This window comes from Desulfoscipio sp. XC116 (assembly GCF_039851975.1).
Classification (GTDB): Bacteria; Bacillota; Desulfotomaculia; order Desulfotomaculales; family Desulfallaceae; genus Sporotomaculum.
The window spans coordinates 1,010,488-1,023,628 of the sequence record NZ_CP156660.1 but is presented as its reverse complement, the minus strand read 5'-3'; the positions used below and the strand labels follow the sequence as shown (position 1 = coordinate 1,023,628).

At 52.6% G+C, this 13,141-nt stretch carries 10 protein-coding genes and 1 pseudogene; 1 reads left to right on the top strand and 10 read right to left on the bottom strand.

Going from position 1 to position 13,141, the window contains the following annotated elements:
• Window position 1 precedes the first annotated feature (1 nt).
• The 7 genes and pseudogenes from ABDB91_RS04745 to ABDB91_RS04715 form a co-directional block, all read right to left on the bottom strand.
• Window positions 2-1,990 carry a Druantia anti-phage system protein DruA gene (locus tag ABDB91_RS04745; RefSeq protein ID WP_347490477.1) on the bottom strand — a complete coding sequence of 663 codons (1,989 nt, stop codon included), beginning with the start codon at window positions 1,988-1,990 and terminating at the stop codon, window positions 2-4.
• Between the two features lie 47 nt (window positions 1,991-2,037).
• Window positions 2,038-2,238, bottom strand: a complete 201-nt coding sequence (locus tag ABDB91_RS04740) for a helix-turn-helix transcriptional regulator (protein WP_347490476.1) — start codon at window positions 2,236-2,238, stop codon at window positions 2,038-2,040.
• Window positions 2,239-2,385: 147 nt separating this feature from the next.
• Complete coding sequence (locus ABDB91_RS04735) at window positions 2,386-3,348, bottom strand: DUF3991 and TOPRIM domain-containing protein (protein WP_347490475.1); 963 nt, start codon at window positions 3,346-3,348, stop codon at window positions 2,386-2,388.
• 74 nt (window positions 3,349-3,422) lie between these two features.
• Window positions 3,423-3,752: a hypothetical protein gene (locus ABDB91_RS04730; RefSeq protein WP_347490474.1), complete on the bottom strand. Its 330-nt coding sequence runs from the start codon at window positions 3,750-3,752 to the stop codon at window positions 3,423-3,425.
• Between the two features lie 80 nt (window positions 3,753-3,832).
• The gene (locus tag ABDB91_RS04725; protein ID WP_347491530.1) at window positions 3,833-8,275 is read right to left on the bottom strand and encodes a DEAD/DEAH box helicase family protein; all 4,443 of its coding nucleotides are present in this window, start codon (window positions 8,273-8,275) and stop codon (window positions 3,833-3,835) included.
• Between the two features lie 845 nt (window positions 8,276-9,120).
• Window positions 9,121-9,462: a TnpV protein gene (locus tag ABDB91_RS04720; RefSeq protein ID WP_347490473.1), complete on the bottom strand. Its 342-nt coding sequence runs from the start codon at window positions 9,460-9,462 to the stop codon at window positions 9,121-9,123.
• Between the two features lie 852 nt (window positions 9,463-10,314).
• Window positions 10,315-10,521 (bottom strand): annotated as a pseudogene (locus tag ABDB91_RS04715) (helix-turn-helix domain-containing protein); the annotation flags it as partial.
• A gap of 188 nt (window positions 10,522-10,709) precedes the next feature.
• Between ABDB91_RS04715 and ABDB91_RS04710 the strand changes: the two are divergent.
• Entirely contained in the window at window positions 10,710-11,507 is a 798-nt protein-coding gene (locus ABDB91_RS04710; RefSeq protein ID WP_347490472.1) for a MerR family transcriptional regulator, read from the top strand.
• Window positions 11,508-11,582: 75 nt separating this feature from the next.
• Here the strand turns inward: ABDB91_RS04710 and ABDB91_RS04705 are convergent, their stop codons facing one another.
• Genes ABDB91_RS04705 through ABDB91_RS04695 form a run of 3 tightly spaced genes read right to left on the bottom strand, consistent with a single transcriptional unit; the run spans window position 11,583 to window position 12,998 of the window.
• A complete protein-coding gene (locus tag ABDB91_RS04705; protein WP_347490471.1) occupies window positions 11,583-12,068 on the bottom strand; it encodes a hypothetical protein in 486 nt (161 codons plus the stop codon).
• 10 nt (window positions 12,069-12,078) lie between these two features.
• A complete protein-coding gene (locus tag ABDB91_RS04700; protein WP_347490470.1) occupies window positions 12,079-12,375 on the bottom strand; it encodes a hypothetical protein in 297 nt (98 codons plus the stop codon).
• A 14-nt stretch (window positions 12,376-12,389) separates the two neighbouring features.
• On the bottom strand, window positions 12,390-12,998 hold the full coding sequence (locus tag ABDB91_RS04695) for a hypothetical protein (protein ID WP_347490469.1): 609 nt from the start codon (window positions 12,996-12,998) through the stop codon (window positions 12,390-12,392).
• Window positions 12,999-13,141 lie beyond the last annotated feature (143 nt).

Genomic DNA, 13,141 nt, shown 5'->3' with positions numbered 1-13,141 from the left:
CTCACCTCGTATAGCTCAGTATGATGCTCTCGGGAGTAAAGCTCTGGAGCCGCTGAATAATATCAACGGTTTGAAGCCTTTTACTCATCCACCGCTCATACCAATATTCGATCATGTCCTGCGTTTTTGCCCTGACATCCTCGTCACTGGTGATATCAAAGGGATAATCCAGTTCATCTGTATAGCCGAGGAGAAATTCATTTGTATTCGATGCCAACTCCATCGAATATACGATTCTTGGTGAATAGTGCTTCAAAAAAGCGTCAGCCTTAATGCCTATTATGCTTAGCCCTCTACTGATTAAGCGAAAGCGGGGGCTTGTCCCCTCGCCGAAAACATGGTTTATTCTGCGCCCGCCATCCTGAAGCTCTAAAAGGTGCATCATTGCATCGGTGGTTTCCTTGGAAAAATATACAGTGCCGTAGCCCTCGGTAATTCCCATCTTCTTAAATTGGAGAGTAAAGTCTTCGGTTATGGGAACCTTGATTCGGTTATATTGACTGCTTCCCAAGGAATAAAGGCTTGTTGTGCCTAAAAAAGCAAGCCGACTGTCACGGATTACTCTCTTGCCCTTCATGCGGGATGCAATTTCACTAACCTGATGTTTATATTTATCTGTATAATCACGGATTACAATAGGGCTGCAGGCTAAAATACTTACCAGCTTGCCGCCAAGCAATTCATTGTAGGGAGGTATTGCTCCACATACGATGATCTCCATCATATTGGAGCCGATCTTCGTTTTCCGGTTTGCAACAAGAGCTACATTAATGGCTTTGCGGCCTTGCTCATTTTTTACCATAGCCTCAAGCCATTTTGTATGACTGTCGCACTTGAAATGATTGAACCAGCGCATAGCGTCAAGCAGCTTTGCAAGCTCAAAGGCTCGCTTTTTTTTGAAAAGAATCTCTTTCGTTTCACCCTCCCAATCGGTAACCCTGGCTGTTTTTTTATTGTCTATTGCTTGCTCACGTAATTCCTCATATAGGCTTTTTAACTCATTGATTGTTTTTTCTGAGGGATACTTGGTGCCCCTATGGTAGCCCAGATCCCGCACATATATATCGTTGATTGCATTTTTCAGATTCCTAAGTAGTACATCCATGGTTTGCCGAGAATAAGCTGTAATTCTGGCTATATGCCCCTCTTCAGTTTCTAAATATCGCGTCCGCTTAGAGGTTACTGTTTTGCCGTTAGTCTGACTTACCTCCTGTGTACTGATTTCCTTAGAGGCCTTGCGCTCCAAGGCAGCTCGAACGGAGTCCACCGTCCAGCCGATCTCATTATCCCGCACCGTCAGATTTAAAACGGAATTTCCTAATGCGAAGATACCAATGACAGGATGAAATTCCTGTGCACGATCCCTGACAAGGTAGAACAAATTTCGCCCCGGCATGGATTTATACGGAATAGACCAGGTATACCTGAAATATCTCCATATGTCTGTATCCCGATAGCCTGTTTGCTTATCAATTGAATGAGTAACCAACTGGAGGTAAGGGTCAACAACGCGCTGTTCATTTTGGATAGCTTGGATTAACGCATCCCTGCTGCCGATCAGATTCTTAATAGATATCTCACGGCCGTGATATACCCTTACACGTTCCATGTAAGCAATAAAGCGTAGCGTGGAGTCGACCTTAAACTGTGCCTTTCTTTCAGTGCTTAAGCGGTGCCGGATATATTCCTTGTCGTTAGAATTTTCAGTATGCATTGTCAAGTGAAGCTCTGTATTGTTTTTTACCTCAAGGCCCCAGCCCTGCTGAGTTAAATCATACAGAACCCTAAGCGCTGTTATGTATCTTAACCCCTCGAAATCGTCGTTAGGGATACCGTCTTCGGTAGCTGCTATTTCCTGCTTGATTAATAAATCCCTATAATTAGGGAAGACCTTCCCGAATCTTTTAACCAAGCACTGAAATCTACCCACGTATTCCTCATTTAGTGCAGGGGAAAATATTTCTGATATTTCGTTTGCCTCAATTGCCATAAAGCGACCTCCAGGATCTAAAGAATAAAATACATGCTAAAAATTGATTACCGAACAATCTCAACGATATCGCTTAATTCACAATCAAGAGCAACACATAAACGAACTAATACATCCAGAGCCACATACTCGTTCTTACTCATTTTTGAAAAGGTGCTCGCACTTACGTTAGCCATTTGACGCACTTGTGATTTTTTTAATTCCTTTTCAATTATGAGCATCCACAACCGCTTATAACTGACTCCCATATTGTACACCTCATATAATTAAGGATATAAATTGCTTTTTTAGCATATCACAGAATTCGGCAAATCTCCACAAAATATTATGAGATGTCACGATTTTATTTCTTTTCTCATAATACAATTAGATGTAATTAGATACAATTAAAGCAATTAAAGGCTATAATGATCGGGTTCCTTCTGCAGCTTTATCCCTAATACAATTTTCAAGTAATCGTTCATGTCCTTTCCTTGTTTAGGTGGTTCATCGAAAATGATGAGTAAGGGAGAGAGCAGGGTTTCAATGGTCTTTGTCGCCAACCTTCCCGGTGCATCGTTGTCCAGATGCAGGGCAATTTCGGTTATGTGCGGGTAATCCTTGAGGTACTGCATCAAAGCGGCGGGCGGGGTGCTTTCCATGATGTTCTTTTTCGGCTTAAAAATACCCGCCAGGGAGAGGCAGTTTTCCTGCCGCCAATCCCTGCCGGCCAGCAGATCCAAGGTGCCGTAGGACAAAAGGTCGATGGCGCTTTCAAACAGGCGCAGCTTGGTGGATTTTTCCCTTGCCGGAATGGAAAAGGAGAAGCGCTTGTCACTGCCGCTTGCGTCCCTCATAAACCGGCTGCCGGATGTGCCCCGGAGCGCGCCGTAGCGGGGAACGCCCTGGGGGTCAAAGCCGACAAAGACTGCGTTGTGGCGGTAGCGACTTTCATACAGCCGTCCGGTTTGCAGGCAGTAATCAATTAAAGCACTGTGCATGCCGCGCCCTTTGAGATAGGCAACTACGCGGTCGTTGCTTTGGTTTTTCTCCGGCAACAGCAGCTTTTTCGGCCCGGCGGTTTCCCGCGCCTTTGACGGGGCAGGCGGAACAACAACTGCCTGCCCGTCTATCCGCATGACCGCCTCGGGGAGCGTCATGCCCCGGACTTTGATGAGATAATCCAGAGCGGAGCGCCCGCCGATGCCGCGGGACCACCAGCACCACTTTTCGTTGGAGATTTTCAGGCTGTCATGGCTACGGGTGGTATAGACGTTGCCGGAAAAGTGCACCAGCTCCTGCGGTTCGTAATATTGCAAATAGGTCAGCAGATCCATCTGTTTGGCGCGCTTAATTTGTTCCGGGGCCACATAGGGCATAACGATCACCTCCGAACGCAAAAAGCATCGGACTTTGTCTTCCGATGCTTCTTTAAGGAATTTTTGCAATGCGGCTATATTGCGCCGATTTTTTTGAGATAGGAAAAGCCGTCCGTATGTCCGCGAAAATAAAGCTGCATATGCTCCATGTCCTCCATGCGGGTTGCTGCATCCAGATAGTCCGTTAGGATTTTATGTTCTTCCGCGCTCAGAGCAATCGGCCCCTCGCCCTCCAGGACAGCCGAAACGAAAGGGTGCCGCTCCGTGAGTTCTCCTTTTCTTTGATAGAGCTGGCCATACTCGTCATTGTTGTGCAGCAAGTCAATGGCGGTGTCGCTATGAATTTCGGGAAACAGCGCCGCAATCCGTTCCGGCAGGGTCTGGAATATAAAAGGTTCGTTCATTACGCGCCTCTTTCCCGGTTTTTGTTTACTGTAAGCCTTGAGAAAATAGAAAGTCAAAGCTACTAATGCGTGTTCAGCAATTACCGTTCATAGCCCACGGCCTTTTTTGCGGGAATATCCAGGTTCTCATCCGGCCCGTCGTCCATGATCTCGTTTTCCGCCTTGTCCATATTCAGCAGAATGTTCAGTTCATGCAGCCGCGCGGATTTGCTTTGCAGCTCCTGCTCCTTTTCAAAGGGGATATCAATTTCTTTCTTGGCCGTTTCCATCTGCTGACGGAGGGTTTTGAGCTGTTCCAGGCAATACTCCAGTTTCTTCGGCATTTCGGCCAAAGCGTTGTTGAGCCTGGTGATGTTGCCGTGCACATCAGCGCCCAAGGCCACCGTATGGCTGAGAGCGCCCTGGAGCGTGATTTGATACTTCTTGTTGAAGCTGTCGAAAGAGAACAGCATTGGAAAGCCCAGGTAGCTGCCCATTTCCTGTGGCTCCGGCGAGGTCATCAGCTTGCAGGCTTCCAGGATGGCCGCGCCCGCTTTGGCTTTTTCGGGGTAGAAAATGCCTTTGACCGTCATGCCCGCGAATTTGCTTTCTCCAGCCTTCTCTCCGGCGGGTTCCTTCGCGCTGTGCCTTTCATATAGGGCAATATCCTTCTCGTAGCCCGCAATGCGTTCCTCGGTGGATTTGATCTGCCGGGGGAAGTGTTTGAGCAATCTGTCCTCCAAAGCGTAACGCTGGCTGAGGTGGTTTGCTTTCAGGAGCTTCAGCTTGGAAACCTGGATGTCTAAATCCATTTTCTCCTTGATGAGCGGGTTGCCCGTCGCCAGCGCCTTGACCTCCGCATAGGAAAGGGCCGTTTCGTCAATGTCCTCGGCAGAACGCACCGGAGATTTTGAAGTCATGATCTGCGAGATAAAGCGTTGCTTGTTCTCCAATATTTGATAGAGATAGGCGTCAAAGGTATTTTCCGTCACATACCGGAAGATATGCACTTCGTCGTTTTTGTTGCCCTGGCGGACAATCCTGCCGCTACGCTGCTCCAGGTCGCGGGGCCGCCAGGGACAGTCCAGGTCGTGCAGCGCGATCAGGCGATCCTGAACATTGGTGCCCGCACCCATCTTAAAGGTACTTCCAACAAGGATACGCACCTGTCCAGTACGCACCTTGGCAAACAGCTCCTTTTTGCGGGTTTCCGTGTTGGCGTCGTGGATAAAGGCGATTTCGTCAGCGGGAACGCCGCAGGCCGTGAGCTTCTGGCGCACATCGTCGTAGACGTTGAAATTCCCGTCGTTTTTCGGGGTGGACAGGTCGCAGAACACAAGCTGGGTCAGCTTTTGGTCGCAGTGGTCATGCCAGAAACGGAAGATATTATCCACGCAGGCGTTCACCTTGCTTTCTTCGTGGTCGGGCAGCATGGGATTGGCCAACCGCTGGTCAAGGGCCAGCTTGCGGCCGTCGTTGGTGATTTTCAGCATGTTGTCCTCATAGGGCTCCACCATTCGGTTGCGCACCTTTTCGGCACGCTCGCCAAGCTCGGCCACCATGTCCTGCTGAAACTCACTGGGCTTGACCGCCACATTGCGGTAATTGGCTTTGGGCACTGGGAGGTCCAGCATATCAGCCGTTTTGATGTCCGCCACTTCTTTGAACATGGACATCAATTCGGGGAGGTTGTAAAACCGCGCAAACCTTGTCTTGGCCCGGTAGCCCGTACCCTCCGGCGCAAGCTCGATGGCGGTCACGGTTTCCCCGAAGGTGGAGGCCCAGCAGTCAAAATGCTGGAGGCCTTGTTTGCGCAGGGCTTCGTATTGCAGATACCGCTGCATGGTGTACATCTCGGTCATGGAATTGGAAATGGGCGTGCCTGTGGCAAAAACAACGCCGCGTCCTTCCGTCAGTTCGTCCAGGTAGCGGCATTTGGCAAACAGGTCGTTGGATTTTTGCGCCTCGGTCTGGGCCAGGCCCGCCACGTTGCGCATCTTGGTGTAGAGGAACAGATTTTTGTAAAAATCCGCCTCGTCCACGAACAGCCGGTCAACGCCTAGTTCCTCAAAGGTGACGACATCATCCTTGCGGCTGGTGTCGTTAAGTTTTTTCAGCTTCAATTCAAGGTTCTTTTTGGTCTTTTCAAGCTGCTTGATGGCGTAGCGTTCCCCTTTAGCCGCCTTGATTTCCCGGATGCCGTCGGTAATCTCCCATATCTGTTCCTGCAATTGGCGCTTTTGCCGCTCGGCTGAAATGGGGATTTTCTCGAACTGGCTATGGCCGATGATCACCGCGTCGTAGTCGCCGGTGGCGATGCGGGCGCAGAATTTCTTGCGGTTCTTGGTTTCAAAGTCCTTTTTAGTGGCCACCAGGATGTTGGCGCTGGGATAAAGCTGCAAGAATTCCCCGGCCCATTGCTCGGTCAGGTGGTTGGGCACAACAAACAGGCTTTTTTGGCACAGTCCCAAATGCTTGCCTTCCATCGCGGCGGCGGCCATTTCGTAGGTCTTGCCCGCCCCCACGCAATGAGCCAGCAGGGTGTTGCCGCCGTAGAGGATATGGGCTACCGCGTCCACCTGGTGCTGGCGCAGGGTGATTTCCGGGTTCATGCCGGTAAAGCGGATGTGGCTACCGTCGTATTCGCGGGGCCGGATGGAGTTGAAGCGGTCATTGTAGATTCGGGTCAGCCATTCCCGGCGCTGGGGGTCTTTCCATATCCAATCCCGAAACGCTTCCTTGATGGCCTCCTGCTTCTGCTGGGCGATTGCGGTTTCCTTTTTATTTATAATCCTTTTTTCGACGTTATTCTCGTAGACGGTATCAAAAATGCGTACGTCACGCAGGTTGAGCGTATCCTCAATAATCTTGTAGGCATTGACGCGCTTAGTGCCGTAGGTGACGTTGGCCTTGATGTTGTCGCTGCGGTCGTCGTTCTTGCCCTTGACGTTCCAGTTGGCGGTATAGCTTGAATAGAAAACATCAATATACTGCCGGTACATGGGCGGCGTTTCCAGCAGTTCAAACAGGAAGTCCTTGACCACATCGGGAGGCAGCCAGGTTGCGCCCAGACGCACGTCGATCTCGGAGGCGGACAGATCTTGGGGCTGCACCGCTTCCAGCGCCTTGATGTTGGGGGCAATCTGCTCCGCAAGGTCGGGCTGTATTTCGGCAAGCCCTCTGGCCAGGTGGAGCTTATTCCGCACATTGCCGGAAAGATATTCATCGGCGGTAACGAAGGGACAGCGGGTGATATCGAAAAAGGCTTTCGGCACTTGAGCCGGGTCTTGGTCTCCGAGGCTGCGGAAGATTACGCCCTGCAGGTCGTCGGCAAGCTGTTCCTCGGAAAGCCCGGTCAGGCTGTGCATGAAACCTAAGTCCACGCAGGCTTTTTCCGCGATGGAGATGGCCAAGGCTTCGGCGGCGGTGTCCACATGGGCCACGCTGGTACGCTGCCGGATGGTGCGCTTGCTGAACATGTCCGCCTTGCGCTCCATCTCGCCGTTTTCGTCCAGCACCTCCAAGGAGCAGAGCAGGCAGTAAGCACTGTCGTCGGCAAAGGCCATGCTGTTGCCCCGGCTGTTGATCAGGCCGTATTTGGCGGTGAAGGCGTCGTACAGCCGGTTCAGCTTGCGCTGCTGCTGCAAAATGGCCTCATCACTGTAATCCTCGGTCTGGTACTCGATCAGTTCGCGGACGCAGTCCCGCAGCTCGATCATGCCCCTGATGCGGCCCTGGGCCGTGACGGAGGTTTCCACCCGATTCATCCGGCTGTTTTCCCGGTAATAAATCTGGCCGTCCACCAGGCAATAGCTGAAATTGCGGACGTTGGGGTCCGCCGGAATGAAGGAGGTATCCGCATCCTCGCTGATGTCGTCCAGCTCGTAGTCCGTAATCTCAGCGTGAATGTTTTCCAGCGCCTCCCGGAGAAGCTCGGCAAGGTCGGCGTCCTCATGGGGCAGGCAGGCGGTCTCGGATTCGTTGCCGTACATGCTTTTGTCAAAGACCATCGTGCCCAGCACCATGTCCGGGTTGTCGGCAAAATATTTATTGACGGGCACGCCGTCCTCGGTGGTGGAGAGATGCACCCAGTCCGGTTCCACGTCCATCACGCGGTCGCGCTTTTGCAAAAAGAGGATGTCGGTGGTAACCTCGGTCCCGGCATTGGCCAGAAACGCGTTGTTGGGCATCCGGACAGCGCCCAACAGCTCGGCCCGCTGCGCCATGTACTTGCGCACCTCGGGGTTTTGCTTATCCATCGTGCCCTTGGACGTGATGAAGGCGATAATCCCGCCGGGCCTTACCTTATCAAGTGTTTTGGCGAAAAAGTAGTCGTGGATGTAAAATTTGTATTTGTCGTATTTCTTGTCTATTACGCCATAAGAACCGAAAGGAACGTTGCCCACGGCCAGGTCGAAAAAGCTGTCGGGCAGATTGGTTTCCTCAAAGCCCTGTACGGCAATGCTGGCGTTTTGATAGAGCTGCCTGGCGATCCGGCCTGTGACGCCGTCCAGTTCTACGCCGTAAAGCCTGGATTTTTTCATGCTCTCGGGCACCAGGCCGAAGAAGTTGCCGCTGCCGCAGGCGGGCTCCAGAATGTTGCCGGTCTGAAAGCCCATGTTTTCCAAACAGGTGTAGATGGCTTTAATCACGGCGGGCAACGTGTAGTGGGCATTGAGGGTGGAAGCCCGCGCGGAGTTGTATTCGTCCCCCTCCAGCAGTTCCTTCAGTTCCGTATATTCCTTCGCCCATTGGGGGTTGGCCTCGTCAAAGACTTGCGGCAGGCCGCCCCAGCCGACGTATTTTGCCAGGATCTCCTGTTCTTGCGGGGTGGCCAGCCGGTTTTCTTCCTCCAGTTGCTTGACCAGACGGATGGCCGCGACATTCCAGGCGTACTTGGTCTTTTGGCCGCCTACGCCCAGGTTGTCGTCGGTGATCCGGAAATTGACGCGGGGCTGCTTCGGCGGTTCCGGCGCAAGGTGCAGGCGGGCTTTGGCAGCCTCGCCGTCCTGTGTCTTCTGTTGTTCCAAAGCGCGGCGCACGAAGCCGACGCTCTCCCGACGAAAGATGGGGAAACCCACGCCATTTTGAAAGGTAATATCCCGCAGGCTGACTGTGCCGGTTTCCTCGTCGATGGTGTCAATGGCAAAGCGGCGGTCGGCGATGGACAATTCCAGGCCCGCGGCTATTTCTTTTTCGGCTGGTTGCTTTTCCGTTTTCCCGGCTTGGCCGTCCGACAGCTCTGAGTCAGATTCCACATCGGATTTTTTGCCCCCGCCCTGCTGCCAAACCGCGTCAATGGCTTCCTTGGGAATAGAGAAAGCGGAGGATTTTTCGTCCTCCGCCTGTTCTATGGCCGCTATTTGCTGTTCCTCGGTTGGCAGCAGGGTTAGCTGTAAATAAGCTCCGCCAGTATGCTTTCCTCGGCCTGGTGCTTGAGGCTGTTCATGTGCCCCGTCCAGCCCAGCGGATCGGTCGCCTTGTCCGGCGCGGGGTTCTTTGCCAGGAGCTGCGCCGTGATCCGCTCGACGCGCTCCCGCGCCGTCCGGTCGATCTCCGCCAGGTGGCTGTTCAGGTCCCCGGACAGCATCAGGCTGGCGTACATTCCTTTCCGGTGGTTTTTCAGGTATGTTTTGCGCAACATCCCATATTTGCCGATGTTCGTTTCTTCCTCCGGCAGGGCCAGTTCGGGCAGCAGATAATCGCCCTGCCGCGTGTAAGTCAGTTCCATGCTCACCGCTCCTTTCATCAGTTTGTTTTACGCCTTTATTGTGCGCCGGTCCTCGATCTTTGGCAAATGTGCGGCTTTGCTTTCGCTCCACTTTTTGCATGTCCTTCACCGTGGCCTCGATTTCCCGCAGGAGCATCTCCGCTATGTCGCTGGTGGCCGCGCCCAGGCGGGAAACGGTATTCAACGTATTGAAGCTAATAACGCTCTGGAAATCCTCTAAAGCCAGATATTTGCCGACGGGATAGCCGCAACGGGTTAAAAGCATGCAGGCCACGGAGATTTTGAGCGTATCCTTAAAAACAACCTTTATATTGAGGTCGTCCACATCTTCAAGAACGCTATCCTCCCGGTAATCCATCAGTTCGGAAAGGTAATCGGAAAAATTATCGTCCACGGCGTTCTGCGCAGTGGAAATGAGCGCAGCGGGCAGATTGGTCTTATCGTCCAGTTCGCCAAAGGTGTTTTCCAGGGATTCCGTCACCGCCTCGGCATATTTGTCCCGCATTTCCCACAGCGGAACGGGACGGCTGTAGCGGCTGTTGGTATCACTCGCGTCGAACACATGGCGGAGCCTTAAGCGGCTGCCGCTGTCCTCAATGAGGGCGATGCCCTTCGCGCCTTTGTTCACCCATCGTCCCAGCTTCCCGTTCCACACTTCAATGGGAGCGCAGGCCGTCGCGTCAGGCCGCTGGGCGTAAATCAAAAGCTGATCCTGAAACGGATATTTGTAGCTCCAGGCCGCGGTTTTCAGGAAGGAAATCCAGTTGGCATGGTTTCCGGTGAGGCTGCGGGCCGTCCTTTCGGAAAGCTCTGTAATCAGTTGCAGCTTGGTCGCCAATCCGTATCCCTCCTTTACTTCATCAGATATTGGTTGGACAGCCTGCCGCCGTCCTCAGAGTACCGGGGAACAATGCCGATCATGCCCAATCGCCGCAAGCGGTTCAGATTACGGCTGGTAGCCGAACGGGACAGGCCCACGCTTTTGCCAAGGCCTTTGATAGATACGACCACGCTGTTGTGGTGGTCTCCCGCCATGTCCAGCAGGTAGCAGTAGAAGCGCTTGGCCGACGCGGGGGCGTGGAGGCCCGCTCACAGCCTGTAGCTGGCCAGATCGTTCATCTTTTCCCTCCCTCATTGTCGGCGGATAGATAATTTTATAAAAATATGAAAGAGCCCTTGACTTTGCCCTAACTGGAAGCCGTATACTCCAATCAGAACATGTTCAAATGCCATCGGGTGGTGATTCTATGCTCACAATCGGAGAATTCTCCAGAATCAGCAGGGTATCGACAAAAACGCTCCGCTATTATGATCAGATCGGGCTGCTCAAGCCCGGATTTGTCAGCAAGAACTCCGGCTACCGCTATTACGAGGTTTCTCAGCTTCGGGACATGCTGCTGATTTCTAAGCTGAAGCGATATCGGTTTTCTTTGCCTGAGATTGCCGCCGTTCTGGCTGCCGGGGACAACAGCCGTCTGGCCGAACTCCTGCAAGCCAAAAAAGAGGAGTTCCAGCGGCAGATCGAGGACCAGCAGCACCTCCTGCTGCAAATGGAGCAGGATATTGAGAAAATAGAAAGGTGTGAGAATATAATGCAAGCGAATTATTTGGTTAAAACCGTGGAAATTCAGCCCAAAACCATCTATTCCCTGAGACGGAAAATGAGTATCCGGGATTTTGAAGAAGCCTTTGGCGCATTATGCGCCGGTTTGGAAAAGAACCGGCTGAAACCTGCCGGGCCGTTCCTGTCCGTCTACCATGACGAGGAATTCAATCATGAATGCACGGATATTGAGGTTGGGGTGGAGGTGTCGGGCGGCAGCGGCGAGCAGGTGCGGACGCTTGCTCCGGGGCTTTGCTGCTTTGCCACCCATATCGGCCCCTATGACGATTTCACTCCCTGCTATACGGCGCTGATGGAATGGATTGAAAGGGAGGGATACACCGTTTCCGGGCCGCCCTTTGAGTTGTATATCAAAGGCTGTGAGGACAATGTTCCGCCCAGTGAATATGTAACCGAAATTTATTTTCCCATCAAAAAGTAATTGCGCGGGATAGAAGCAAAGGCAGGGGGAACCTGCGGAATCTCCCTGCCTTTGGCTTTACAAGGGTTATCCCACTTATCGCTCCGGCTCGCGCCTCTTCTTGGTGGTAGCAGGCTGCGTTGGTTTGCTCTGGGTTTGCTCGCGCAGCCGTTCCTTTTCGTTTATATAGCAGTAGATGTAGAAGTTGTAATCTCCCCCCTGCGGAAAACAGCGGATAAAGTAGCGGTGTCTGCCGGTATCCACCCGAAAGCCGTAAACGTCGGGATGCCACGCGCCCGTAATCCTGGCTTCCGAATGTGCATGGCAAAATTCCGCCATGCTGCCGCGGTCCTTCAATAGCCCCTGTTTTCGCAGGGAGTTGATAAGCACGTCAAACTCGTCCTTAAATTCCTGTGTCTTCAGGTCCCCCTGATGCTCCCACCAGGTACTCCAAAACTCCTTGCCGCCATGCCCGAAGTCGCCGCGCAGATGGCCGATGCAGCCAAGCTCCTTGTCCTTTTCGGCATTGGAGTAGAACAGGGCGGCTTCCTCCGGGGCGGCGGCATTGATTGCAAACGCCATTTTGCTCACCTCAACGTTCCGGCTCGCGCCGTCTTTTTATCTGTTGCCCCGGTCTTTCCCCGGTGTCCCTTTGGGGCTGGAGGGAGCGCAAATACTCGATTTCCTCCAGGGCGCGCTTGCATAAATCCTCCACGGCGGCCAGCCGGTCGCCCAGATAGTGGCCCCAAAAGTAATCCTTTTCGCCCTTTCTGCATTTCCAGGTGACAAACTGCGTAGATGCTTTCTCGTTGTGCCCGATGACGAATTCCGCGTTGCCCACGGCCAGCCGGTCGGTAATGACATACCCTGCATTGATCTCTTTTTCCATATCCTGAAAGCCTCCTAACGCTCCTGTACTTGTTCTTTGTGCTTGGCCTGTTGCCCGGCCAGGATCTGTTTTAGCTGTTCCTTCGCCCAACCGGGCATATATTCGGGTTTCAGAACGCCCAGGATGTCCTCCCGATTCCAGCGGGCTTCCTTGCCGGAGTAGAGATTGACGGTGTAAACCGCCCGGCCTCTGGCATTGGCATAAGTGCCAAAGCCGCCCACGGCAAGCACAAGCTGATTATTGACGGTGCGGTATTCATGACGCAGGCGCTCCGTCCTGATGACCACGACCTTGTTTTCAATGCTTTCGCCGTAATTGTTTGGTGTACAATGTTCCTGTGTGAAGGGCGAAAGCGGAACGGTAATTTTATCCCGTTCTGCTTTGACCGCCTCAAGCTGCGCCTGCACCCGGTTGGTAAACTCGGTCATCATTTCCAGGTAATCGTCGCTTCCGGCAGGATCAAAAAATTGGTCGATACCCAACGGGTTATCCCAGTTGCAGTCGCATACCATGTACGGACAATCGGTTTTCCCGTCGTCAACCGCAAAAAGGATTTCTCTATCGCCAACATGGATGGCGTGTGTTACCTTGTAGGTATCCACCATGCGTTTTCCTTCAGTCATTTGCAGGTTCACGCTCCTTTGCGGGCAGCGGAAAAGGGGCGGTTATCCGTCCTTTTTCCGCAGGTCCGTATTTTTCTTTCGTTTGCGTAGGTAAACCGCACCCCCTGCAATTACGAGGCAAAGCACGACGGCTAAAATCGTCT